Raw genomic sequence first — 23,800 nt, forward strand, 5'->3', positions numbered from 1 at the left:
TGGCGTCTTCATATTTTGGAACGTTATGCGTAACCGTCCGCTTCTGGGTAAATGGCTGTTGATAATCACGTGTCTGGCGATGGCGCTTTGCCTGGTCCAACGCGCGGTCTATCTCAACCATTTTTTGCAGGGGCTGGGACAGCAGGCGCAGACGTCCCTGACGGTTGACGCCACGAAGCCCGCGGGCGATACGGAGTCGGCGGGGCCATCGCCCTGCCAGCTAAGCGCGCAGTCTCTGCTGTGCGCCCAGCCCATGTTCTTCGACGGCGCGCTTCCCGCCATTATCCTCTTCTTTGCGCTGCTGCAGCTCTTTACGCCGCTGCGTACGCTTGTCTTCAGAGAGCGCGTCGTTCAGTCGCCGCCGCCGCGAATACACCTCAAAAACTGCGTTTTCCGTGAGTGAAACCATCGTAACCACACGATAACTTTCACTGTACACGGAGTAAAAAATGTTACACGTCTTCAGGGGCTTCGTCCTCCTGCTGCTCGCCTGCACGGGCATTGCCCATGCGGCGGATACCGGCTGGATGACATCCCCACAAAACAACCATGCCCGGGTGCGTTTCCAGGCAGAAAAAAGCCAGGACCGCATTCTCGGCCTGCTCACCGTTGAGCTGCAGTCGGGCTGGAAAACCTACTGGCGCTCGCCGGGCGAAGGGGGCGTCGCCCCGCAGATTGTCTGGCCGAAAGGCGTCAAGGACAGCTGGTACTGGCCGGTGCCGTCGCGCTTTGATATCTCCGGCCTGACCACGCAGGGCTATCACAATAAGGTCGCGATCCCGATAGTCATCACCGGGACAAGCAGCGACACGCTTGACGGCACGCTGACGCTGTCCACCTGCAGCAACGTCTGCCTGTTGACCGACTATCCGCTCAGCCTCGACTTTAGCCAGCCGGTTGACGGCGGCTTCCAGGCGGCGTTTGAGCAGGCAATGCGCGCGATCCCGGGGGATTCCGGCATTACATCAAACCTTGCCGCCTGGCTGGACGGAGGCGATCTGGTTATCACCGGAACGGCGCAGGGCGGCTGGGAAAATCCGGGGATCTATTTTGACCCGCTGGAAGGCGACGTACTGCCGGGCGAGCCGGTCATTAAGCACAATGGCGAAAATTTGCGCGTCACCGTGCCCGTGACCGACGAGTGGGGCGACAGGCCCGCGTCGCTGCTGGGGAAAAAGCTGTCGTTTGTGCTGACAAACGGCGACCGGGCGCAGCAAACCGAGATGACCGTCGGCGCGCGCCCGGCAGCGGATCATGCGGATGATGCGCAAACCGGCCTGGGCAGCATGCTGCTGTTCGCGCTGCTCGGCGGGCTGATCCTCAACCTGATGCCGTGCGTCCTGCCGGTGATGGGCATGAAGCTCAGCAGCGTGCTGCACGCCGGTTCCGACACGCGGAAAATCCGCCTGCGCTTCCTCGCGACCAGCGCAGGGATACTGACCTCCTTTGCGCTGCTGGCGGCGATGGTGACGGCCCTCAAGCTGACCGGCGCGTCGCTCGGCTGGGGCATTCAGTTCCAGAACCCATGGTTTATCGGCCTGATGGTGGCGGTGACGTTCCTGTTTGCCCTGAACCTGTTCGGCGCGTTTGAGATGCTGCTGCCGTCCGCGGCGGCGGGGCGTCTGGCGACGGCGGGCGGCACGGGCATGGCCGGAAGCTTCTGCGAAGGCGTATTTGCCACGCTGCTCGCCACGCCGTGCTCCGCGCCGTTCCTCGGCACGGCGGTGGCCTTTGCGCTGGCGGCGCCGCTGCACTCCCTGTGGCTGATATTCCTGATGCTCGGCGTCGGGATGAGCCTGCCGTGGCTGTTCGTGGCGCTGATCCCCAAAACGGCGCTGCTGCTGCCCAAGCCCGGCCGCTGGATGGGCACGCTGAAGGTCGTTCTCGGGCTGATGATGCTGGCCTCAAGCCTGTGGCTGGTCACGCTTCTGAGCCAGCATCTGGGCGAGGCGACGAGCCAGGTGGTGATGCTGGTGCTGATCGTTATTGCCATCACGATATTTGCCCGCACCGGGCCAAAAGGCTCTCCGCTGTTCTGGGGCGTTATCATCGCGCTCGCCGCGCTTGGCGGGTATCAGCTGCGCGACGTTGTCCAGCCCCCGCAGGCCGCCGCCTCGCGGGCGAGCGTCGACGCGGTCAACTGGCAGCCGCTCAGCGAAGAGGCGATCCAGGCCGCTCTCGGCCAGGGCAAGCGCGTGTTTGTCGATATTTCGGCCGACTGGTGCGTGACCTGCAAGGTCAACGAACACCGGGTGTTAAATCAGCCGGAGGTTATTGCCGCGCTTAACGCGCCGGACGTGGTTGCCCTGCGCGGCGACTGGAGCAAGCCCTCGACGCTGATTGCCGACTTCCTCGCGAAGCGAAACCGCTACGCCATCCCTTTTAACGAGGTGTCAGGCCCGGGCAAGCCCGACGGGGAGATCCTCTCTCCGCTGCTCAACAAGCAGGCCCTGATGACCGCACTGAACAACGCCAAAGGTTAACGAAAATGAAAAAAACGCTTATTACGCTTTTACTGCTGAGCGCCTCCGCTCAGGCCATGGCCGCCGGTCCGCTTACGCCCGAACAGGAAAAACGCGTTCAGGAACTGGTGCGTGAGACGCTGATCAACCAGCCCGATATCCTTGCCCAGGCGGCGGAAAAGCTCGACCAGCAGAACATGCTGGCGGGTGAGGAGGCGATAAAGAAAGTCATCGCCCAGAACGGTGATTTTTTGTTTAACGATCCCAGCTCGCCGCGCATTGGCGCAAAAAATCCGAAGCTGACGCTGGTTGTTTTCACGGACTACAACTGTCCGTACTGCAAAAAATTTGATCCGTACATGGAGAAGATCGTTAAAAAGTACCCGGACGTCGCGGTGGTGTTCAAATTCCTGCCTTATCGCGCCGAAAGCTCGGTGACGTCCGCGCGGGACGCGCTGATGCTCTGGCGCTCGCAGCCGCAGCAATTTATGGCCTTTAACGATATCCTGATGGCGAAAAAGGGCTACCACGACGATGCCAGCATCGAGGCGGCGAAAAAGCGGGCGGGGGTGAGCATCAGCAAGCCGGACGCGCAGAGTATGGAAACGCTGAAAAGCAGCCTGTCCGTGGCGGAAAAGCTGGGCATTCAGGGCACGCCCGCTACCCTTGTCGGCGACCAGATGCTTTCGGGCTGGATCCCTTACGAGCAGTTTGACGCGATGGTCAGCGACGCGCTGAAAAAACGCTAACGACAGGGGGCTTCGGCCCCCTGCATACCGGAGAAGAAGATGAAAAGATTACCGTTACTGTCGCTGCTTGCGGCGTCGGGGCTGGCCCACGCCGCGGAGGCCATTCCGGACGTGGTAAAGCAGTTTAGCGATCGGCAGGAGATCAAAATCATCAAGAAAATTGATGCTCCCGGCGGCGCACCCGCGTGGCTTGGCCAGTATCAGGACATGGGCGTCACGCTGTTTTTAACCCCGGACGGCAAGCACGTCATTTCCGGCTATCTGTATGACGACGCGGGCAAAAACCTGAGCGAAGGCTATTTCCAGAAAGAGATCTACGCCCCGCTCGGGCGGGAGATGTGGCAGAAGCTGAACGCGGCTAAACCGTTAAAAGAGGGCGCCGACGCCGCGCCGCGCAAGGTGTTCGTCTTTGCCGATCCGTTCTGCCCGTACTGCAAGGCGTTCTGGGCCGAGGCGCAGCCGTGGGTGAAGGCGAATAAAGTCCAGCTGAACACGCTGCTGGTGGCGTTTCTGAATCCGAAAAGCGGGCGCAACGCCGCGGCAATCCTGAACGCCAGCGATCCCGTTGCGGCCTGGCGCGAGTACGAGCTTTCCAACGGGAAAAAGCTGCCTAAGCCCGAAACGGCGGCCTCCCGCGAAACCGTAGCCGTGCTGCAGCAGCATCAGGCGCTTATGGATTCCCTTGGCGCGAACGCGACCCCGGCGATTTACTACATGAATGAGCAAAACGAGCTCCAGCAGGTGGTCGGCATGCCGGATGCGAAGCAGCTGGTGGCGATGTTCGGGCCAAAGCCGGAGTAAAAAGCGGGCGGAAACAATCCGTTTCCGCCCGCGGCATCAGCTTCCCCAGCGGCCTTTGAGGTAGTTCACCGCGTCCTGAGTCTGCGGCTGGTTGAGGTAATCTTCGCGGAAGAGGATCGTACCGTTGACGTTCGGCAGCGCGTCGTTAAGATCCAGCTGCTTTTTCAGCTCCGGCACGCCGCCGTTGACCGTCCAGTCGGGCTCGTTTTTCGAATGCGCGCCCACCTTGTATAAGGCTATGCCGATGTACAGGCGGGTGTGGGTCGGCTTCACCACGTCGGCCCACCATTTGGTCAGCACGTCGTACCGCGCGGCGTCGCGCGCAAACGGCCAGTAAATCTGCGGCGCAATGTAGTCGAGTAACCCCTGCTGCACCCACTGGCGCGTGTCCGCATAGGACTCATCATACGCCGCCGCGCCGCGGGTATCGGAACCCGCCGGATCGAACGAGCGGTTGCGCCAGACGCCCGCCGGGCTGACGCCAAACGCCACGTCCGGCTTGATCTGCTTCACCGCGCGCGAAACCTGGACGATCAGCTGCTGGGTATTGTGGCGACGCCAGTCCGCTTTTGAGGCGAACCCCTGTCCGTACTGCCGGAAGGTCTGGGCATCGTTAAGCCTGGAGTCTGGCGTTTCGGTATAGAAATAGTCGTCAAACTGCACGCCGTCGACGGGATACTGTCTGACCACTTCGCTCACCACCTGCACGATCCAGTCCCGCACTTCAGGAATACCCGGATCGAGCACAAAGCGATCGCCGGAGATGCGCACCCAGTCGGGATGCTGCACGTAAACGCTGGCAGGATGCTGCGACGCGGTGCGGTTCAGCGCGGCGATGGTCGACGGCCTGGTGTTGGTTGAGACGCGGTACGGGTTAAACCACGCGTGCACCTTCATGCTGCGCCGGTGCGCCTCATCAAGCATAAACTGCAGCGGATCGTAGCCTGGATACTCGCCGATGTTGCCGGTCAGCATATCTGACCAGGGCAGGATCTTTGAGGCCCACAGCGCGGTGCTGTCGGGCTTGACCTGGAAAAAGACGGTGTTAATGCCGAGCGACTTCAGCTTGTCGAGCTTGTCCCTGAGCGCCTGCTGCTGCTTCGCGACGCGCTGCTGCGGGTTAACGCCGTTGACCGACGAGACCGGCGGCCAGTCGAGGCGCGAAACCGTTGCCAGCCAGATGCCGCGCATCGGCTCATTGGCCTGCTGGGCAGGGGGAGCGACCGACGAAGGCGGGGTCACGAGCGATTTGGGTGGTTTTGAGGAGCAACTGGCAAGTAAAAGCGCGCAGCCAACCAGCGCGCCTGTCCGTTTTACACGTCGCATCATTGATGTGTTAGCTCTTGGTTATCCTGCTGTTGGCCCAGGGATTAAAGGCGGGTTCGTCCGGTACTTCCGGGGCCGTATCGCTAAGGGAATCGAGGTACAGCGCTTCGACCTCCGCGCGCGCCCACGGGGTGCGCCGTAGAAATTTTAGACTGGATTTCACGCTAGGGTCGCTGCGAAAGCAGTTAATTTTGATCCGTTCCCCCAGCTCGCGCCAGCCGTAGCGTGCGACCAGGGCGTTAATCTGCATTTCCAGCGTCACGCCGTGCAGAGGATCTTTGGAAATATGTGCACTCATAGGGCGTCCAATGTCTCATTTTTTGTGGGGTTGGGTTGAACGCTCAAAGGGTACAAGAAAGCGGGGAAGGCGGCAATTTTCCTTTTTCAGCTGCCGCGCTTCCCCGCGCCGGGCTGACTTCACCTCAGGAAACAGATCGGGCGCCCACGGACGCGGGTCCACCTCCATAAACGGCGCGCGCTCGAAGCGCGACTTCAGCGCCCACGGCACCGTGCAGTCGAAGATGGTCTTGCAGGTGATGCCGTTCCCACGGATCGAGGTGCTGTAATCGGGCGACTGGGAAGGGTCCAGCTGATGGCCGCGCAGGCCGGGCAGGTTGGTGATGCTCACGTCGCCCTGCATGCGCGTCGTCATCGCCCAGAGAATGTCGTCGCTGTCGAAAATATCCACGTCTTCATCAACGAGGATAATGTTTTTCAGCTCGGAGTAGGTGGCCAGCGCGATAAGCGCCGCCTGGCCCTGACGCCCTTCGTCGGAGGGCTGGCGTTTTTTCACCTGCAAAATACCGAGGAATTTACCGCCGCCCGCCGTGTGGGCATACACGTTTTGCAGGAAGCCGGGAATGGCTTCTTCCACGGCGTTGCGGATGCTGGCCTCTGTCGGCAGGCCCGCCAGCGTGGTGTGCTCTTCGCCCGGCCCCACCAGCGTTTGCAGGATCGCGTGCTGGCGCATCGTCACCGCCTTCACCCTGATGACGGGCAGGGACGGGTTGGCCTCGCCGCAGTAGCCGGGGAACTCCGGCATCGCATGGCCGGTATGGGTATGCTGATCTTCCTCAACGCGAACGCCCGGCAGGATCTCCCCCTCAATGATAATTTCGGCTCTGGCGATGGCTTTCTCGTTAACGGCCACGCCCTGAACCAGCTCGACCGGCTGCTGGCGCAGCGCGCCGGCGACGCCGAGCTCGTTGTAGCCAAACGGCGTGGTCGGCGCTTCAAAGCAGGCCCCGATGTAAATAGCCGGGTCTAAGCCCATGTTGATGGTGACCGGCAGAGGTTTGCCCGCCTCTTCGGCTTTGTTCCTGAACACCTCTATGTGGCGGCCCGCGGCGAGGAACATCGACAGCTCGTCGCGCCCCTGCACGCACAGGCGGTGGATCGTCACGTCGGTGATCGAGCGGTCGTCCGGGTCGCTCGCCAGCACCAGCCCGAGGCAGAAAAACGGCCCCGCATCAATCGGCGTGTTGGTCGGTGCGGGCAGCAGGGTGCGCAGATCGAAGTTCGGATCGTCCGCGTACCAGACCTGCTCCTGACACGGCGCCTGCGCGGCGGGCACCACGACGGGCGCAATCGGGTTTTTCACCGCCTTGCCCACGTGCTGGGCCAGCTCGGACGGCGGGCAGCCCAGCAGCAGGGCGGCTCTTTCGCGGCTGGCGTGCATGCCAACCAGGATGCGCGAGCCGGGGTAGCCTTTAATCTGGTTAAACATCATGGCCGGGCCGGTGCGGGTCGGACGCTTAACGGTGCCGCCCGCGCCGATATGGCGATACACCCCCGCCAGTTCGGCGTCAGGATCGACCGGACGATCGGTTTCAATGTACTGGCCGTCGTGCTTTTGCAGCAGGTCAATGGCGCTTCTCAGGTCGTGAATCGTGTTTTCCATACTTTCCTCCTTAGATGGCATAGCGCTATTTTTCATCGAAGTGGAAAGAGCATCAATTGCATCATTTATGCTATTTTGATACGAATTTTATTATCAATTATGGAGAAACCGCGGATGCAGTTTCGACTGATGCGCCACTTCATCACCGTTGCCGAAGAGCTGCACATGCACCGGGCCGCGGAGCGCTTAAACATGGCGCAGCCGGCCCTGAGCCAGCAGATCAAGGCGCTGGAGGCGCGTCTGGACGTCACGTTGTTCAACCGCGCCCACCGCCGTCTGACCCTGACGCCCGCGGGAGAAGCCTTCCTCGAAAAGGCGCGGCTGGCGATCGAGCTGGTCGACCGGGCGGTCGGCGACGCGCGCAAAACGGCCAGAGGCGAGCAGGGCGTGCTGAACCTGGGGTGCGTCTCCAGCGCCATGTTTGACGCGCGCCTGCCGGACGCGCTGCGCGCGCTGCATTCCCGGTGGCCGGGGATTTCGCTGTCGCTGAGGACGGGCAACGTTCAGGCGCTCTATTCTGAGGTACAAAACAGCCAGCTCGACGTGGCGATCGTGCGCGCGCCGCTCCCGCCGCTGCCTGAGGACCTGCAGGCGCGTCCGTTTGCGCTGGAGAAAACGGTGCTTGCGCTGGGCCGTCAGCACCCGCTTGCGGCGTCGGCCACGGTGACGCTGGCGTCCGTAAAGGGAGAAAACTGGATTGCGCTAAGCGATCCGGAGGGAATGGGGCTGGAGCAGTACTTTTACGACGTCTGCCGCCACGCGGGCTTTGAGCCGAAAGTGGTTCAGCACGCAACCGACGTGCCGGGCGTGCTGACCCTGGTGTCGGCGGGATTTGGCATGGCGCTGCTTCCCGCCTCGGCGAAGACGCTGAACCTGCCGAACGTGGTCTTTATCGACATTCTCGACAGGCTCAGCGAGAGCGAGCTGACGCTGGTGTGTCACCGCATCATCCGCTCCGAGGTGCTCAAAAAATTTCTTAGCACGCTGACGCGCGGCTAACCTCAGGCAACGCCCGTGCCGCCGTCGGAGCACCATACCTGGCCGGAGGCATACGAGCAGGCGTCTGACGCCAGAAGCACGTACAGCGGGGCGATCTCCACCGGCTGGCCGGGCCTGCCGAGCGGCGTATCTTCCCCAAACTGCTGCACCTTCTCCTGCGGCTGACCGCCGCTGGACTGAAGCGGCGTCCAGTACGGCCCCGGCGCGACGGCGTTAACGCGAATACCGCGCGGACCGAGCTGCTTCGCCAGCGATTTGGTAAAGGCGACGTTGCAGGCCTTGGTCTGGGCATAGTCCACGAGGATCTCGCTCGGTTTGAACGCCTGCACGGAAGAGGTGTTGATAATCACGGCACCTTCCGCGAAGTGGCGCAGCGCGGCCTTGGTGATCCAGAACGGCGCGTAGACGTTGGTTTTAAAGGTAGCGTCGAAATCTGCGGTGGTCAGATCCTCAATCGCTTTACAGTACTGCTGGCGTCCGGCGTTGTTGACGAGAATGTCCAGCCCGCCAAGGCCGTCCACCGCCTTTTCAACCAGCGTATCGCAAAATGACTCCACGCGGATGTCGCCGGGAATGGCAACGGCCTTGCGGCCTTCCGCCTGGATCAGCGCGATCACCGCCGCCGCGTCGGACTCTTCCTCCGGCAGGTAGCCAATCGCCACGTCGGCACCTTCGCGGGCAAACGCAATGGCAACGGCGCGCCCGATGCCGGAATCGCCGCCGGTAATAAGGGCTTTTTTACCCGCCAGCTTGCCCGAACCGATATAGCTCGTTTCACCATGATCCGGCAGCGGCTTCATTTCAGACGCCAGCCCCGGCGGCTGCTGAGGTTGTTCAGCAAACGGTGGTCGAGGGTAATTCAGCGTGTGGTTATTTCCTGTCGTCATACCGGTCTCCTTTGTGATGTGAATAGTAAGAATAGTTAGCGTTCGCGAGGAAAATCACAGAATTCGGCAATTCGGATAAATCCGGTTCGCGCAGGGAATCAATAGATAGCGTTCGAAGCATGCCCCTAAACCTCGACTAAGCTTGTATTTCGCGTCGCGCAAAATGTGGCTCAATCGAGGGATGAGAATGGGATCCAGATTATTTCAACGGCACTGGGGTGCCGAGTTTATTTCCGATGACGTTGTTCGCTTTCGCCTGTGGGCGGAAGGGCAAAAATCACTGACGCTGTGCCTGGACGGAAAGGACATTGTCATGACGCCCGCGGGAGAGGGCTGGTTCGAGGTCGACGTTCAGGGCGTGAAGCCGGGGGCCGAATACCAGTACCGGCTGGCGGACGGCATGACCGTGCCGGACCCGGCGTCCCGCGCGCAGAAAGGGGACGTTAACGGGCCTTCGGTGGTGGTCGATTCCCGTCGCGCTTCGCCCGATAGCGAAAGCTGGAAGGGACGACCGTGGGAAGAGACGGTGATTTACGAGCTGCATATCGGCACCTTTACGCCGGAAGGCACGTTCCGGGCGGCCATCGACAGGCTCCCTTATCTCGCGCAGCTTGGTATCACCCAGATCGAAATCATGCCCGTGTCGCAGTTTGGCGGCGCGCGCGGCTGGGGGTACGACGGCGTGCTGCTGTACGCCCCGCATTCCGCCTACGGCACGCCGGAGGATTTTCACGCGCTTATTGACGCCGCGCACGCTCTCGGGCTGTCGGTGGTGCTGGATATCGTGCTGAACCACTTTGGCCCGGAAGGTAACTATCTTCCCGCGCTCTCTCCGGCGTTTTTCCATCAGGACCGCATGACGCCGTGGGGCAACGCCATCGCCTATGAGTCGCTGCCCGCCAGGCAATACATCGTGGAAGCGCCTCTGTACTGGCTCACCGAATACGGCCTCGACGGGCTGCGCTTTGACGCCATCGATCAAATTGAGGATGCCTCGCAAACCCACGTTTTGCAGGAGATCGCCACCCGCATCCGCGAGGCAATTCCCGACCGGCACGTCCACCTGACGACCGAAGACAGCCGCAACGTGGTGTTCCTTCACCCGCGCGACGAGCAGGGCAACGCGCCGCTGTTTACCGCCGAGTGGAACGATGATTTCCACAACGCCGCGCACGTTTTCGCCACCGGCGAGACCCACGCCTACTATCAGGACTTCGCCATTGAGCCTGAAAAGAAATTTGCCCGCGCGCTGGCGGAGGGCTTTGTCTATCAGGGCGAAGTCTCCGCTCAGACCGGGGAATCCCGCGGCGTTGAGTGCGCTGCGCAGCCGCCGACGTTTTTTGTCGATTTTATTCAAAACCACGACCAGACCGGCAACCGGGCGCAGGGCGATCGGCTGATCGCGCTCGCCGGAGCGGATAAAACGCGGGTGCTGCTCGCCGCGCTGCTGTTGTCGCCCCACGTTCCGCTGCTGTTTATGGGCGAAGAGTACGGCGAAACCCGTCCGTTCCTGTTCTTCACCGATTTCCACGGCGATCTGGCCCGCGCCGTGCGCGAAGGGCGCGCCAGCGAATTTTCGGGCCATGCCGGGCACGACGAAACGGTTCCCGATCCCAACGATCCGGACACTTTTATGCGCTCGAAGCTGGACTGGCAGAAAACCGAGTCCGACGAGGGGAAAGCGTGGCTGGCCTTTACGCAGCGCCTGCTCGCCCTGCGCCAGCAGCACATCGTGCCGCTGCTGCGCGACGGTAAACCGGTGCAGGGCCGCGTGCTGGAAACGGCGCCCGGAAGGGTGGCGGTGAGCTGGCGGTTTGCCACGGGCACGCTTTCACTGGCGCTCAATACCGGAAAGCCCGCGACGCTGCCCGCGCTTCCCGGAGAACGTCTTTTTAGCTGGCCCGCGCAGCTCAACGCGCTGGAAACAAACAGCATCGTCGTGTGCTTTGCAAAAGGAGAGGCCCCGTTATGATCCCGTTATCAACCTGGCGCATTCAGTTTCGCAACGGAATGACCTTCGACCGCGCAGCAGAGCTGGTGCCGTACCTGAAGGATCTTGGCATTAGCCACCTGTACGCTTCGCCGATTTTTACCGCCGCGTCGGACTCCACCCACGGGTATGACGTTACCGACCCCAACGAAATCGAACCGTCCATCGGCGGACGCGCGGGGTTTGACCGCATGGCGGCGGCGCTGAAGCAGGCGGGCATGGGGTTGATTCTGGACATCGTGCCGAACCACATGTCCACCTCCCTTGAAAACCGCTGGTGGCGGGACGTCATCGAACACGGCGAGCAGAGCCGCTACGCGCGCTACTTCGACATCGACTGGTCGCGCCCGATGACCCTGCCGTTCCTCGGCGATACGTTCGAAGCCGAGCTGGAGAAGGGTGCCATTACGCTTGAGCGTGACAGTGTCACGAAAAGGCCCGTACTGAAGTATTATGAGAACGCCTGGCCGCTGAATCCGGGCAGCGTGGACGATCTTGACGATTTCACCGCCGTCGGTCCCGAGGCGATCGCCGCGCTGCACGAGAAGCAGAGCTGGCGGCTGATGTCCTGGCGCGAGGCGCCGAAGCAGCTCTCGTGGCGGCGCTTTTTCGAAATTACGGGGCTGGTGGGCGTGCGGGTCGAAGACGAGGCGGTGTTTGACGACACCCATCGGCTGATCCTCGAGCTGGTCCATGCGGGCGTGGTTGACGGCCTGCGCATCGACCACGTCGACGGCCTGGCCGATCCGCTCGGGTATCTGCATCGCCTGCGCCAGGCCGCGGGGCCGGACTGCTATATCACCGTGGAAAAAATTCTCGCCCGGGGCGAGCAGCTGCCCGACGGCTGGCCGGTATCGGGCACCACGGGGTACGAGTTTATCGCCTCGCTGGCCGAGGTGCTGGTGGACGATAACAACCTTGAGCTGCTGGAAACGATCCACGATAAGACCGTCGGCGAAACCACCGACCGGGAGCTGGCGCTGCGGGATGCGAAAGGGCTGATGACCGATCGCAACTTTGAAGGCGAGTTTACGACGCTGCTGAACATTGCCGACGAACTGGCGCAGCGCAACGGCGTGGCGGTGCCGCGCGAGGCGCTTCACCACGCGCTGCGCGAGCTGCTGATCGCGTTTCCGGTGTATCGCACCTACGGCACCGCGGACGGGCTAACGCCTGCCGACGAGGCGCTGCTGGCGCGTGTTGTCGAAACGCTGGAGGTGCCGGAACCGGGCGCGCTGACGCTGATTGTGCTGATCCTGCGCGGCGAGCTGAACGAGAGCGACCGCGAGCGCGGCGCGCTGTTCCGCACCCGCTTTCAGCAGCTGACCGGGCCGCTGATGGCGAAATCCGTTGAGGACACGCTGTTCTTTCGCCACAACATGGATCTCGCGCTCAATGAAGTGGGGGCCGATCCTGCGCCGCGCGCCTTTTCCGTTTCCCGCTTTCACCAGGAGATGCGCATCCGCCTGGCCCGACAGCCTGACGCGCTGCTGGGCACCTCGACGCACGACACCAAGCGCGGAGAAGACGCGCGGGCACGGCTTTACGCCCTGACGGAAGCGCCGGAGCGCTGGGCGGAAAACCTGGCGCGCTGGCGGCAGATGAACCAGACGCACGTGCGCTTTCTCAACGACGGCACCGCGCCCGATGGGGCCGACACCTGGATGCTCTACCAGGCGCTGGCGGGCGTCTGGCCCGCGAATCAAACCCCGGACGACCGCGAGGGGCTGAGCGTGCTCGAAACCCGCTTCCTCGGCTTCGTGGAGAAAGCGCTGCGCGAAGCCAAGCAGCGCACCGACTGGGCGGACAGCAACGAAAGCTACGAGAGCGTAGTGCTGGGCTATGCCCGGCATATGCTGTCGCCGGACAACGCTGCGTTCCTCGCGGATTTCAACGACGCCCTGCAGCCGTTCGTCCGCGCCGGGCTGATGAACAGCCTGAGCCAGACGGTGATAAAGCTGACCGCGCCCGGCGTGCCGGATATTTACCAGGGCAGCGAGGCGCTCAACTTTAGCCTTGTCGATCCCGACAACCGCCGCGAGCCGGACTTTGCCTGGCTTGCGGAGAATCTTGCGGGGCTTGACGCAACCATCTTCCACGATGAGGCGCGCTGGCGGGACGGAAGCGTGAAGCAGTTCGTCACCGCGACGCTGCTGCGAATGCGCCAGCACGCGCCCGCGCTGTTTCACTACGGAGACTGGCTGCCGCTGCGGGTGAGGGGCGATCGTGAAAATCACCTTATCGCCTGGGCGCGCGTTAAGGACGACGCCGCGCTGATCGTGGTGGTGCCGCGCCTCGTCCTTGACGTCACGCAGCGCGGGCTCGGACCTGACCCGGCGCTGTGGGCGAACACCGTTATCGATCTTGCGCCGGAATTCGCGGGCAAGCGCTACCGCGATCTGTTTACCGGCGCACGGCGCACGCTTGACGACGCGCTGGACCTCTCGTCTGAAAAAGGATGCATCCTGGTTCTGATGACCAGCGAATAACATGGGGAGTCACAATGAATAAGAATACGGATTTTGAGATTCGGGCCGGTCACGGCCAGCAGACAGGCGCAAATTATGACGGCAAGGGCGTCAATTTTGCGCTGTTTTCCGCCCACGCCGAGCGCGTGGAGCTGTGCCTGTACGATCCCTCGGGTCAACACGAAATTGCGAGGCTCGAGCTGCCCGAGTACACCGACGAGGTCTGGCACGGCTATGTTCCCGACCTTAAGCCGGGCGCGCTGTACGGCTACCGCGTTTACGGGCCGTACGATCCGGAAAACGGACACCGCTTTAACCCGAACAAGCTGCTTATCGATCCCTACGCGCGCGAGCTGGTCGGGGATATTCAGTGGAACGACGCCCACTTTGGCTACACGCTGGGCCACGAGGATAAAGACCTGAGCTTCGACGATCGCGACAGCGCGCCGTTTACGCCGAAGTGCCGGGTTATTGACCCTCAGGCGTTTGACTGGCAGGACAACCGTCGGCCCGCGATCCCCTGGCCGCACGCCGTGGTGTACGAGAGCCACGTGAAGGGCTTTACCCAGCTCAATCCCGCCATTCCGCCCGAGCTGCGCGGCACGTTTGAGGGGATGGGGCATAAGGCCTCGGTGGAGTACATCAAAAGCCTTGGCATTACGTCGGTCGAGCTGCTGCCGGTCCACTGGTTTCCGGACGACCAGCACCTGCTTGACCGGGGGCTGAAAAACTTCTGGGGCTATAACACGCTGGGCTTCTTTGCCCCGGCGTCGCGCTACTACGGGCCCGCCGGGATCCAGGGCTTTCGCGATATGGTTCGCGCCTATCACGACGCGGGCATCGAGGTGATTCTTGACGTGGTCTACAACCACACCGCGGAAGGGAACGAGCTGGGGCCGACGCTATCGTTCAAGGGCATCGATAACTTCAGCTACTACCGCACGCTGCCGGACCAGCACCGCTACTACATCAACGATACCGGCACGGGCAACACGGTGAACACCTCGCATCCCCGCGTGCTGCAGATGGTGATGGATTCGCTGCGCTACTGGGCGCAGGCCATGCACGTCGACGGCTTTCGCTTCGACCTGGGGACAATTCTCGGGCGCGAGCCGGAAGGGTTCGACCCGCGCGGCGGCTTTTTTGACGCCGTCACGCAGGACCCGGTGCTGTCAAAGCTGAAGCTTATCGGTGAGCCGTGGGACATTGGCCCCGGCGGCTATCAGGTCGGCGGCTTCCCGCCCGGCTGGGGCGAGTGGAACGACAAATACCGCGATACCGTGCGGGAATACTGGCGCGGCGAGAACGTGACCACGGACTTTGCCGCGCGCCTGCTGGGTTCCGGTGATTTATACGATCTGCGCGGCCGCCGCCCCTGGGCGAGCGTCAACTTCATTACCGCCCACGACGGCTTTACGCTGAACGATCTCGTCTCCTACAGCGAAAAGCACAACGCGGACAACGGCGAAGACAACAACGACGGGCACAACGACAACCGCTCCTGCAACTACGGTGAAGAGGGACCAACGGAAAACGAGGGCATCGTCGCGATCCGCGAGCAGCAGAAGCGCAATTTCCTGACCACGCTGCTGTTCTCCCACGGCACGCCGATGCTGCTGGCGGGGGATGAGTTTGGCCGCACGCAAAAGGGCAATAACAACGGCTACTGTCAGGACAGCGAGATTTCGTGGGTAGACTGGGCGAACTTCTCGGAGAATGACAACGCGTTGCGCGATTTTACCCGCAGGCTGATTGCGCTGCGGGCGGCGCAGCCGCTGCTCCGACGCGAAAGCTGGCGCGACGGGCTGGAGATCCGCTGGTTCAACGCGGGGGGCGGGCCGCAGCAGTCCGAGCAGTGGGACGAAGGCTCGACGATCGGCGTCTCAATCAGCAGGCCGGATCTGAAGCAGGAGGAGGGCATCTGGCACGACGTGCTGATGCTGTTCAACCCGTTTGAAGGCACCGTGCCGTTCCAGATCCCGCAGTTTGGCGAAGGCGGCTGGGTGCTTGAGCTCTCCACCGCCGGTGACGCGCGCGGCGCGGTTATCACCGACGCCGTCGATTTTGAGCTGGCCGGGCGAAGCATCGCCCTGTTCCGACGTCCGTAAACGCTACAGCGACGCGGCCGCCCGCGCGGCCGTGTCATACAGCGACGAAATGGTGCGCAGCAGCTGCGCCGTTTCGCCAATCGACGCGGCGGGAATGCCGCTTTCCATCTGAATGGAAATCAGGCAGGCCTCGCGCACGTCCCGGTACTTCATGCACAGCGCTTTTCCCTCCTCGGTCGTCGAGAAGTAGAGCTCTTTTCCCGCCTTTTCGCTGGTCACGTAGCCCGCCTTCACCAGCTTTTTCAGGGCGTAGGTGACGACGTGCGTATCCTCAACGTTCAGCACGAAGCAGATATCGGCCAGCTTTTTCTTGCGGTTGCGGTGGTTAACGTGGTGGAGAAGCGACACGTCAAACGCGCCCATGTCCGGCTCGCCCGCGGCCGTCATGCAGCGCACCATCCACTTGTTGAACGCGTTGCTGGTCATGATCAGCGCGTACTCCAGCTCCGAAAGCTCCGCGCAGCGCTCGGAAACCAGGTGGCGCGAGGAGACGATCCGACCGTCGGCAATATCATCGTTGTTGGCTGGGGCTACAGGTTTTTTGGCGCTCATAACGTTCCTTACGGGAGTGTGACTCTCACCCAAAAATGTAAACACAAAGAGATAAAATAAGAACATTTTATTGATAAATTGTTTACATGTTTTTGCGGTTCAGATATAGCTTTTTAGCACAGGTTTCGTGAAGCCTGACGAAAAACACAACATCGCGCCCCGGACGGTCACGCCTCATTTGCGGATGAGGAAATAAGAAAAGACCGCCGGTGCGCCACGCTCACTTTGGATAGGGTACAGGGTTATGGACGGTTCTACGCTGCTGCCGCTGATCGGGATCCCGATCGTGGTTATTGGTTTTGCGCTGCGCTTCAATCCGCTTTTGGTGGTGGTTGTCGCGGGGCTGGCGACGGGTCTGCTGGTCGGCATGGATTTCGGCATGCTGCTGGAGACGTTCGGCGAGAAGTTTGTTAACAGCCGCTCGCTGGCGACGTTTATTTTGATCCTGCCGGTTATCGGCTTACTGGAATATTACGGCCTCAAGGAGCGGGCGCAGGCGTGGGTGGCGAAGATCGCCAGCGCGACCTCCGCGCGCATTCTGATGCTCTACTTTGTCGCCCGCGAGGGCACCGCCGCGCTGGGGCTGATGTCGCTGGGCGGCCACGCCCAGACCGTGCGCCCGCTGCTGGCGCCGATGGCGGAAGGGGCGGCGCTGAACGAATACGGCGAGCTGCCGCAGCACATTCGCGACAAAATCAAAGCCCACGCCGCCGCGTGCGACAACATCGCGGTCTTCTTCGGCGAGGACATCTTTATCGCCTTTGGCGCGGTGCTGCTGATTGACGCCTTCCTGAAGGAGAACGGCATTGAGGGCATTGAGCCGCTGCACATCGGGCTGTGGGCGATCCCCACCGCGATTGCCGCGCTGATTATCCACATGACGCGCCTGCTGCGGCTGGACGCCAGCATTCGCCGCGACGTGATGGCCTGGCGCGCGGAGCAAGGCACGCAGGAGATCGCATCATGATGACCCTGATTACGATCAACCGCGTGTACTACCTGATCGGCTTCGTGGTGATGCTGCTGGTGATCATGACCCTGCGCGACCGCGGCAACCCGAAGCGCTTCACCACCGCGCTGTTCTGGTTCCTCTTTGGCGGCATTTTCCTGTTTGGCGATCTGATGGTGCAGGAGCTGGGGCGCTCGCTGGCGTACCGGATTATCGGCGGCTGCGTGATCGCCATTGCGCTGCTGGCGGGCTTCGGCCTGGTGGGGAAAGGGCATTACAAAATGTCTACCGAGCCTGAGCGCGTCGCCTCGTCGAACCGTCTTAAAAACTGGCTCTTCCTGCCCGCGCTGATGATCCCGGTGGTGACGGTGATCGGCACGCTGTTCCTGAAGGGCGTCTCCATCGGCGGCGTGTATCTGCTCGACCAGAAGCAGCTGACGCTCGCCGCGCTTTGCGTGGCCTGCGTGGCGGCGATCCTCACCGGCTGGTGGCTGACGAAGGGCACGCCGCTGCACGCCATTCGCCAGTCCCGCCGCCTGGTGGATACCATCGGCTGGGCGGTGATCCTCCCGCAGATGCTCGCCATGCTGGGCGGGGTGTTCGTGGTCGCCAATACCGGCGATTCGGTGCAGAAGGTGGTGAGCCTGTTTGTGAACCCGGACAGCCGCTTCATGCTGGTGGTGATTTACTGCATCGGCATGGCGCTGTTCACGATGATCATGGGCAACGCCTTTGCCGCGTTCCCGGTGCTGAGCGCGGGCATCGCCTTGCCGTTCCTGATCAACTACCACCACGGCGATCCGGCGCCGCTGCTGGCGATCGGCATGTATGCGGGCTATTGCGGCACGCTGATGACCCCGATGGCGGCAAACTTCAACATCGTGCCCGCCGCGCTGCTGGAGCTAAAAGACAAGTATCAGGTTATCAAGATTCAGATCCCGACCGCGTTAACCCTGCTGGTGGTGAACGTGTTCCTCATGTATTTCCTCGTCTTTCGCTAAGGAGCTGTTATGCAATTAACCCCATCACAGGCTAACGACTTTGCCGGTATGCCTTTAGCGTATCTGCGCCAGGAATACCCGAACCACATTATGCACCTGCTCAATGACGACGGTGACGTTCTGCCGCCGCGCGCGCTGCATCCGATTTTCTACGGCTGCTTCGACTGGCACTCCGCGGTGCACGGCTACTGGCTGCTGCTGCGCTGCGTGCGGCTGTTCCCTGAGCTGCCGTGCCGGAGCGCTATCGTCGCGCTGTTTGACGAGCACCTAACGGCCGAGAACGTGGCGAAAGAGCTCGCCTACTTCAATGCGCCGTTCCGCGCCTCGTTCGAGCGCCCGTACGGCTACGGCTGGCTGCTGGCGCTGGCCCAGGAGCTGAAGCAGTCCGCGCTGCCGCAGGCGAAGGCCTGGTTTGAGACGCTTTCGCCGCTCACCCAGGACATTCGCGGCAGGCTGATGGACTACCTCAGCAAGCTGACGTATCCCATTCGCGTCGGCACCCATTACAACACCGCGTTTGCGCTGGCTCTGGGGCTGGACTACGCCCGGGCGCTGGAGGACAGCGAGCTGGAAGAGGCCATTCTCGCTGCGGCCAACCGCTTCTACCTGAACGACAGGCACTATCCCGCGCACTACGAGCCGGGCGGCGATGAGTACGTCTCCGGCGCGCTGACCGAGGCGCTGCTGATGAGCAAGGTGGCGGATGATTTCCCGCAGTGGTTCGATGACTTCCTGCCCGAGGTAGGGGCGATTGCCGCGCTGATGAACCCCGCGGAGGTGAGCGACCGCGCCGATCCGAAAATCGCCCACCTCGACGGGCTGAACCTTAGCCGCGCCTGGTGCATGAAGCATATCGCCGGTGCGCTGCCGGAAAGCCATCCCGCACAGGCCGCGCTGGCGGATGCCGCCGCGCGTCATCTTGCGGCCAGCGTGCCGCACGTGGTCGGCAGCCACTACAGCGGCGGCCACTGGCTGGCAAGCTTTGCGCTGTTGGCGCTGGAATAGCGGAATTTAACCCGCCGATAGCGGCGGGTTTTACAGCAATATCATTAATATACGCCGCATCCACCCCTCAAAATTAGTCATTTTCTGATTGTCTGCTTGCTCAAATTCCTTTCTCCAGTAACATTTGATCATAACTCTGCGCGCCTAAGGAAAATCTGGCGTAATTAAGGAAAACAAATGAGCGATATCAATATAAAAAATGACCACGAGCTGGTGGACCTGCTTCTCTGTGCTGACAAAGGCGATCTCGATCTGCTGATTGATTACATTACTGACAATGGCAAAGGCAGGGTTTCGCTTTCCGGCAGCGTGAATACGCTGTTGACCAGCGCAAAAGAGCAGAATGAGATTGACGCCGACACGCTTCGGATCCTGATCAGGGAATTGCAGCTTTTCGGCGGCAACAGTTTCGTTAACCTCTTTCGCCGCAACGGCGTAGATTATGCCGAAATCGTTGACGACGTGCTTGGTCGGCTCAAAATCCCGGCGCAGAAATCAGCGTCTCTTGAGCGAAAAGAGACTTTAATCATCAGCAAAGTTTTCGAAAATGCGTGGGAAGAGATGGATGACGCGCAGCGTAAAGCGATCCTTGATGACCTGGGGCTGAAATCCTCGGCTGGACGAAACGCGCTGGAGATCATCTTACCGCGTATCGGAATGGGCGGCGTAGCGGCGTACCAGATTACCGCGCTGGTAGCGAGTTCCGTGGCAGCGATGGTTGCGGGTCGCGCGATCCCGCTGCTGGCCGGTTTTGGCGCGGGGCGTGTGCTAGGCGTCCTCGCCGGACCGATCGGATTTGCCTTAACCGGACTGTACAGCGCCTACGATCTGGCAAGTCCGGCGTTTCGCGTTACGCTACCGTGCATTGTGCAAATAGCCTGGATTCGCATGAAGAGCCGCCAGGCGCGCTGCAAAAGCTGCGACGCGCATATCGACGAGAGCATCAAATTCTGCCCGCAATGCGGCACGCCTTTAGAGGGATAAGCAATGAATCATGTACCGCAAAAGTGGGTTATCGGCGAAGACCCTCAGCATCCTGCAATCGCTATTTCAGAAATTGCCACGCTGGATATGCCGGAATTTGCAGTTATGGAAGAGGGCGACGTGAGCGGTATTTCACGACTCAACCCACTGCTGCAGGCCATTCCCGCGGCGTTAACGTCGCAGCACGTCTCTCAGCATCATTTTATGGAGGTCATCATTGACGGGCCTCTCGCGAAAGCCAAAGACGGCGTAGGTTTTCGTGCCTTTAGCCTGGGAGATAACGGGAAGATAAAGGAACATGCGGTTCTGATGGACCCGGAAAAACTTGGGAATCTGGTGAATACCGGCCTGCTGCTGCAAACGGCTTCCGTACTGCTGGCGCAGAAGCATCTTGCCGACATTAATGAGAAATTACTTACGATTTCGGAAGACGTTAAAAAGGTCGCGAATTTCCAGACCGATGAACGCGCGTCGCAGATTTACGCCGCGATAAAGTATTTGAGGCAAACGGCCCCCGGCCTGCAAAACGGTGAATTATCTTCGGCGATTCGACAGAAGCTGGAGGATTTGGAACTGGAGCTAATAGGCATTCAAACCCACCTGCTGAAGGAGATCGTGACTACCAGCCATGAGGTGAAAAATTGCGCGATTTCCACGTTTTTCAGCTCGGATAAAATCACCACTAAGCTTAAAGAGCTGCAGCAGAATCAGCAGAAACGCATCGTCGAATGGAAGATGGCGCTCTCTGCGCGCGCGTTTGCGTTGCAGATGGTTTCGCTGTTCCCTGGCGACGAAACCCTTTTGAAGGCACGAGAAAGTAGCATTCGGCAGGACGTGGATGAGTTCCAAAAAGTACTGGAAGAGGTTGCGCACGTGCATCGGAACCGCATTGATGCGATCTCGCCGGTCACCGAGTCCAGCAATGCTACCCACGCGAATAAGGTGATGCTGAATAAATGGCTGTCCCTGCATCTTGCGACGCAAAAGCAGCAGACCAAGGCTATCCACCTTGGTCTGGAACAGTTCTCCCAGCGTCTGGCCGTCGAACAGGCGCAGCCGACGCGCCTGGTTGTCGAAATGGCGGACGGGAAGCCGGTTAAGCTGTTCCATGCCGCATAGCAAATCCTACGCCGACGCGCGGTGCGCTTTGCGCAACCTACTTGCGCTAAAGGCCACCGAGACCGCAGAGGCCGCAACGGCGATCCACAGCGCAGCGTGGACGGCCCGTCCGTCCAGGCTCTGATGCGTGTCTGTCGCCATCACGGCGAGAACGACGCCTACTACGGCGGCTCCCAGGCACTGGCCGAAGGTGCGGACGATTGCCAGCACGCCCGACGCGTAGCTGGCGTGTTCGCGGGCGACGTTCGACAGCATTTCCCGATTGTTAGGGCTCTGGAAGCAGCCAAATCCGATGCCGCACACCAGGCTGCGCAGGCCGATATCCCACGCGGAGGGGCTCGCGGGCAGCGTCGCCAGCAGGATCAATCCCACCACGAAAATCCCTAAGCCCAGCGTTGAAATCAGCGGGGCGGAAACGGTATCCGCCCAGCGTCCGGCGTGCGGCGCAATCAGCACGATGCCAATCGGCCACGGCGTAAACAGCAGCGCAGAAACAACCGGGCTGTAGCCGTACACGCTCTGAAACAGGAAGGGCAAGGCGACGAAGGTGATCCCCTGGCTGATAAACGAGGCCAGCGAGGTGAGCGCCGCGAGGGTAAAGCGCCCGTTTTTAAACATGTCGGGCGGCAGCAGAGGATGGCGGGCGCGGCGGATCCGACGGGTAAACGCCAGCGCGCCGGCAAGCGCTACGGCCATCCAGCCAGCGAACTCAAGGCTGACGTGGCCTGACGCGTGCTGCGCCCCGGTAAAGCAGTTCGCCGCCATAATCACCGATCCCAGCAGTATTGCCGACAGCAGCGCCCCCGGCGCGTCGAACGCGGTGCTGGTGGAGACGTTCTGCCGCGGAAGAGCTTTGCCTGCCAGCACCAGCGCGATGCACCCCGGCACGATGTTAATGGCGAACAGCCACTGCCAGCTGAGCGCATGCAGGATCGTCCCGCCCAGCACCGGGGCTACCGCGGTGCTGAACGCGATAAGCAGGGCGTTCAAACCAAGAACGCGCCCGAGCAGCCTGCCGGGGAAAACCGAGCGCAGTATCGCCGGAGCGATGCTTAGCGTCGCCGCGCCGCCGATCCCCTGCAGGATCCGCATACCGATCAGCATTTCAGGCGTTGAAGAGAGCGCGCATCCCAGCGAGGAGAGCGTAAAGAGCGTGAGGCCGGACAGGAAGATCCGGCGATAGCCAAAGCGGATAGACAGCGCGGCGAAAACCGCCAGCATCATGGCCGCCGACAGCAGATAGGCGTTCGAGAACCACACCGCGAGGTCTGCGGACACCCGCATTGCCTTTGCCATAGACGGCAGCGCGATGTTGATCATCGTGCCGTCAAAAACGCTCATCAGCGTGGTGGTCATTATCGCAGCCATCACCCGCGCGCGCTCGTGGCCCGGAAGCCCGTCGTCGCCGAGCCTGTCTGAAAAGAGCGTTATCTTCATTTAAATTCCTGTGGAAAGGGGGTTGATGAAAAAACTATAATCCGGAGCCATGAGAGGCGGAAGACGCCGCGTTTACACTTTATAGTTGCACCAAACGCCTTATCTGACAGGCCGGAGGCTAAATGATGTCCGATCCTGATTTTAATCTTCTCGTCGCGCTCGACGTTTTGCTGGCCGAAGCGAGCGTTGTCGCCGCGGCGCGGCGGCTGAACCTGAGCACCTCGGCGATGAGCCGCACGCTAAGCAGGCTGCGCGACGCCACCGGCGATGCCATTCTGGTGCGCGCCGGGCGCAACATGGTGCTCACGCCGTGGGCCGAAGCCACCCGAGACCGCGCCAGAACCGCGGTGCTCGAGGCGAGGGCGGTGCTTCAGCCGTCGTCCGACGCGCTGAAGGTAGAAAGCCTTGAGCGGCTGTTCACCATCCGCGCCAACGAGGGCTTTGTGGTGGCGTTTGGCCCCGCGCTGATTGCCGCCGTGGCAGAGGCTGCGCCCAGCGTCTGCCTGCGCTTTGCGCCGAAGCCGGAAAAAACCTCGCGCTACCTGCGCGAGGGGCTGGTCGATCTGGAAATTGGAATTCAAAGCAACATGGGGCCGGAAATTCGCGTGCAGCGGCTCTTTCAGGACCGCTTTATCGGCGCGGCGCGCAAATCGCATCCGCTGGCTTCGCTGGGGAACGTTGGCGTGGCGGATTTTATCGCCTGGGGTCACGTGGTGGCCGCGCCCGACGGCACGCTGCACGGGTTTGTGGACGATGCGCTGGCGGAGCTCGGCCTCAGGCGCAAGGTGGCGAGCGCGGTCCCCGGCTTTCCAACGGCGCTCTCGGTGACGATGGCGTCTGACCTTATCACCATCGTTCCGGCGCTCTATTTAGTGAATCAGCAGATGACGGAAAACCTGTTCCTGTTTGAGCTGCCGTTTAAAACCCGCAGCATCACGGTGTCGCAGATGTGGCATCCGAGAATGGAAAACGATCCCGGCCATCGCTGGCTGAGGGAAAAAGTGCGGGAGGTGTGCGGCGCGGTTCGGTAAATGAGTCTGCCCGGCACGCGCCGGGCAGAAGA

General features: G+C 61.5%; 20 protein-coding genes. 14 read left to right on the top strand and 6 right to left on the bottom strand.

All coding sequences use genetic code 11. The features are described from left to right. Positions 1-25: 25 nt before the first annotated feature. From AB8804_RS14690 to dsbG, 4 genes are read left to right on the top strand one after another with little or no spacing between them, the layout of a single operon-like run. Complete coding sequence (locus AB8804_RS14690; protein WP_371187362.1) at positions 26-403, top strand: hypothetical protein; 378 nt, start codon at positions 26-28, stop codon at positions 401-403. A 46-nt stretch (positions 404-449) separates the two neighbouring features. Then, entirely contained in the window at positions 450-2,483 is a 2,034-nt protein-coding gene (locus AB8804_RS14695) for a protein-disulfide reductase DsbD family protein (RefSeq protein ID WP_371187364.1), read from the top strand. A gap of 5 nt (positions 2,484-2,488) precedes the next feature. Continuing rightward, a complete protein-coding gene (locus AB8804_RS14700; protein ID WP_371187366.1) occupies positions 2,489-3,211 on the top strand; it encodes a DsbA family protein in 723 nt (240 codons plus the stop codon). A 39-nt stretch (positions 3,212-3,250) separates the two neighbouring features. Continuing rightward, complete coding sequence (gene dsbG / locus AB8804_RS14705; protein WP_371187368.1) at positions 3,251-4,012, top strand: thiol:disulfide interchange protein DsbG; 762 nt, start codon at positions 3,251-3,253, stop codon at positions 4,010-4,012. 36 nt (positions 4,013-4,048) lie between these two features. Here dsbG and AB8804_RS14710 read toward each other — a convergent pair whose 3' ends face one another. The 3 genes from AB8804_RS14710 to AB8804_RS14720 are packed head-to-tail and all read right to left on the bottom strand — an operon-like array spanning position 4,049 to position 7,238. Further along, positions 4,049-5,341, bottom strand: a complete 1,293-nt coding sequence (locus AB8804_RS14710) for a glycoside hydrolase family 10 protein (protein ID WP_371187370.1) — start codon at positions 5,339-5,341, stop codon at positions 4,049-4,051. A 7-nt stretch (positions 5,342-5,348) separates the two neighbouring features. After that, complete coding sequence (locus AB8804_RS14715; RefSeq protein WP_371187372.1) at positions 5,349-5,636, bottom strand: VF530 family DNA-binding protein; 288 nt, start codon at positions 5,634-5,636, stop codon at positions 5,349-5,351. Positions 5,637-5,651: 15 nt separating this feature from the next. Further along, positions 5,652-7,238 (bottom strand): UbiD family decarboxylase, encoded by a 1,587-nt coding sequence (locus AB8804_RS14720; protein ID WP_371187374.1) that lies wholly within the window; start codon positions 7,236-7,238, stop codon positions 5,652-5,654. Between the two features lie 114 nt (positions 7,239-7,352). Here AB8804_RS14720 and AB8804_RS14725 point away from each other — a divergent pair, with 114 nt between their 5' ends. Next, positions 7,353-8,237: a LysR substrate-binding domain-containing protein gene (locus AB8804_RS14725; RefSeq protein ID WP_371187376.1), complete on the top strand. Its 885-nt coding sequence runs from the start codon at positions 7,353-7,355 to the stop codon at positions 8,235-8,237. 2 nt (positions 8,238-8,239) lie between these two features. On the opposite strand, the gene AB8804_RS14730 is transcribed toward AB8804_RS14725, so the two are convergent. Next, positions 8,240-9,124, bottom strand: a complete 885-nt coding sequence (locus AB8804_RS14730) for an SDR family oxidoreductase (RefSeq protein ID WP_371187378.1) — start codon at positions 9,122-9,124, stop codon at positions 8,240-8,242. A gap of 187 nt (positions 9,125-9,311) precedes the next feature. Between AB8804_RS14730 and treZ the strand changes: the two genes are divergently transcribed. Genes treZ through glgX form a run of 3 tightly spaced genes read left to right on the top strand, consistent with a single transcriptional unit; the run spans position 9,312 to position 15,690 of the window. Next, positions 9,312-11,096, top strand: coding sequence for a malto-oligosyltrehalose trehalohydrolase (gene treZ, locus AB8804_RS14735; protein ID WP_371187380.1), 1,785 nt, complete (start codon positions 9,312-9,314; stop codon positions 11,094-11,096). Then, positions 11,093-13,603 carry a malto-oligosyltrehalose synthase gene (gene treY / locus AB8804_RS14740; RefSeq protein ID WP_371187382.1) on the top strand — a complete coding sequence of 837 codons (2,511 nt, stop codon included), beginning with the start codon at positions 11,093-11,095 and terminating at the stop codon, positions 13,601-13,603. The genes treZ and treY overlap by 4 nt, the downstream gene beginning before the upstream one ends. A gap of 14 nt (positions 13,604-13,617) precedes the next feature. Next, positions 13,618-15,690 carry a glycogen debranching protein GlgX gene (gene glgX / locus AB8804_RS14745; RefSeq protein WP_371187384.1) on the top strand — a complete coding sequence of 691 codons (2,073 nt, stop codon included), beginning with the start codon at positions 13,618-13,620 and terminating at the stop codon, positions 15,688-15,690. Between the two features lie 3 nt (positions 15,691-15,693). Here the strand turns inward: glgX and AB8804_RS14750 are convergent, their stop codons facing one another. Further along, positions 15,694-16,242 (bottom strand): winged helix DNA-binding protein, encoded by a 549-nt coding sequence (locus AB8804_RS14750; RefSeq protein ID WP_371187386.1) that lies wholly within the window; start codon positions 16,240-16,242, stop codon positions 15,694-15,696. Between the two features lie 244 nt (positions 16,243-16,486). Here AB8804_RS14750 and AB8804_RS14755 point away from each other — a divergent pair, with 244 nt between their 5' ends. From AB8804_RS14755 to AB8804_RS14775, 5 genes are all read left to right on the top strand, one after another. Continuing rightward, positions 16,487-17,209 (top strand): DUF969 domain-containing protein, encoded by a 723-nt coding sequence (locus tag AB8804_RS14755; RefSeq protein ID WP_371187388.1) that lies wholly within the window; start codon positions 16,487-16,489, stop codon positions 17,207-17,209. Beyond that, positions 17,206-18,192 carry a DUF979 domain-containing protein gene (locus AB8804_RS14760; protein WP_297122972.1) on the top strand — a complete coding sequence of 329 codons (987 nt, stop codon included), beginning with the start codon at positions 17,206-17,208 and terminating at the stop codon, positions 18,190-18,192. Before AB8804_RS14755 ends, AB8804_RS14760 begins: the two co-directional genes overlap by 4 nt. 9 nt (positions 18,193-18,201) lie before the next feature. Then, on the top strand, positions 18,202-19,197 hold the full coding sequence (locus AB8804_RS14765; RefSeq protein WP_371187390.1) for a DUF2891 domain-containing protein: 996 nt from the start codon (positions 18,202-18,204) through the stop codon (positions 19,195-19,197). A 177-nt stretch (positions 19,198-19,374) separates the two neighbouring features. After that, a complete protein-coding gene (locus AB8804_RS14770) occupies positions 19,375-20,181 on the top strand; it encodes a zinc-ribbon domain-containing protein (RefSeq protein WP_371187392.1) in 807 nt (268 codons plus the stop codon). A 3-nt stretch (positions 20,182-20,184) separates the two neighbouring features. After that, positions 20,185-21,300, top strand: a complete 1,116-nt coding sequence (locus tag AB8804_RS14775) for a hypothetical protein (RefSeq protein ID WP_371187394.1) — start codon at positions 20,185-20,187, stop codon at positions 21,298-21,300. A 6-nt stretch (positions 21,301-21,306) separates the two neighbouring features. Here the strand turns inward: AB8804_RS14775 and AB8804_RS14780 are convergent, their stop codons facing one another. Further along, positions 21,307-22,731 (bottom strand): MFS transporter, encoded by a 1,425-nt coding sequence (locus AB8804_RS14780; RefSeq protein WP_371187576.1) that lies wholly within the window; start codon positions 22,729-22,731, stop codon positions 21,307-21,309. 131 nt (positions 22,732-22,862) lie between these two features. On the opposite strand from AB8804_RS14780, the gene AB8804_RS14785 reads away from it, so the two are divergent. Beyond that, a complete protein-coding gene (locus AB8804_RS14785) occupies positions 22,863-23,768 on the top strand; it encodes a LysR family transcriptional regulator (protein WP_371187578.1) in 906 nt (301 codons plus the stop codon). Positions 23,769-23,800 lie beyond the last annotated feature (32 nt).

The sequence above is a fragment of the Enterobacter sp. KBR-315C3_2022 genome (genome assembly GCF_041399425.1).
GTDB lineage: Bacteria > Pseudomonadota > Gammaproteobacteria > Enterobacterales > Enterobacteriaceae > Enterobacter.

Excerpts from the sequence above, each read along its gene's own strand:
- AB8804_RS14730 (WP_371187378.1), bottom strand. The coding sequence starts at position 9,124 with ATGACGACAGGAAATAACCACACGCTGAATTACCCTCGACCACCGTTT.
- AB8804_RS14755 (WP_371187388.1), top strand. The coding sequence starts at position 16,487 with ATGGACGGTTCTACGCTGCTGCCGCTGATCGGGATCCCGATCGTGGTT.
- AB8804_RS14690 (WP_371187362.1), top strand. The coding sequence starts at position 26 with ATGCGTAACCGTCCGCTTCTGGGTAAATGGCTGTTGATAATCACGTGT.
- AB8804_RS14770 (WP_371187392.1), top strand. The coding sequence starts at position 19,375 with ATGAGCGATATCAATATAAAAAATGACCACGAGCTGGTGGACCTGCTT.
- AB8804_RS14750 (WP_371187386.1), bottom strand. The coding sequence starts at position 16,242 with ATGAGCGCCAAAAAACCTGTAGCCCCAGCCAACAACGATGATATTGCC.
- glgX (WP_371187384.1), top strand. The coding sequence starts at position 13,618 with ATGAATAAGAATACGGATTTTGAGATTCGGGCCGGTCACGGCCAGCAG.
- AB8804_RS14760 (WP_297122972.1), top strand. The coding sequence starts at position 17,206 with ATGATGACCCTGATTACGATCAACCGCGTGTACTACCTGATCGGCTTC.
- treZ (WP_371187380.1), top strand. The coding sequence starts at position 9,312 with ATGGGATCCAGATTATTTCAACGGCACTGGGGTGCCGAGTTTATTTCC.
- AB8804_RS14765 (WP_371187390.1), top strand. The coding sequence starts at position 18,202 with ATGCAATTAACCCCATCACAGGCTAACGACTTTGCCGGTATGCCTTTA.
- AB8804_RS14775 (WP_371187394.1), top strand. The coding sequence starts at position 20,185 with ATGAATCATGTACCGCAAAAGTGGGTTATCGGCGAAGACCCTCAGCAT.
- AB8804_RS14695 (WP_371187364.1), top strand. The coding sequence starts at position 450 with ATGTTACACGTCTTCAGGGGCTTCGTCCTCCTGCTGCTCGCCTGCACG.
- treY (WP_371187382.1), top strand. The coding sequence starts at position 11,093 with ATGATCCCGTTATCAACCTGGCGCATTCAGTTTCGCAACGGAATGACC.
- AB8804_RS14785 (WP_371187578.1), top strand. The coding sequence starts at position 22,863 with ATGTCCGATCCTGATTTTAATCTTCTCGTCGCGCTCGACGTTTTGCTG.
- AB8804_RS14715 (WP_371187372.1), bottom strand. The coding sequence starts at position 5,636 with ATGAGTGCACATATTTCCAAAGATCCTCTGCACGGCGTGACGCTGGAA.
- AB8804_RS14710 (WP_371187370.1), bottom strand. The coding sequence starts at position 5,341 with ATGATGCGACGTGTAAAACGGACAGGCGCGCTGGTTGGCTGCGCGCTT.
- AB8804_RS14700 (WP_371187366.1), top strand. The coding sequence starts at position 2,489 with ATGAAAAAAACGCTTATTACGCTTTTACTGCTGAGCGCCTCCGCTCAG.
- dsbG (WP_371187368.1), top strand. The coding sequence starts at position 3,251 with ATGAAAAGATTACCGTTACTGTCGCTGCTTGCGGCGTCGGGGCTGGCC.
- AB8804_RS14725 (WP_371187376.1), top strand. The coding sequence starts at position 7,353 with ATGCAGTTTCGACTGATGCGCCACTTCATCACCGTTGCCGAAGAGCTG.
- AB8804_RS14720 (WP_371187374.1), bottom strand. The coding sequence starts at position 7,238 with ATGGAAAACACGATTCACGACCTGAGAAGCGCCATTGACCTGCTGCAA.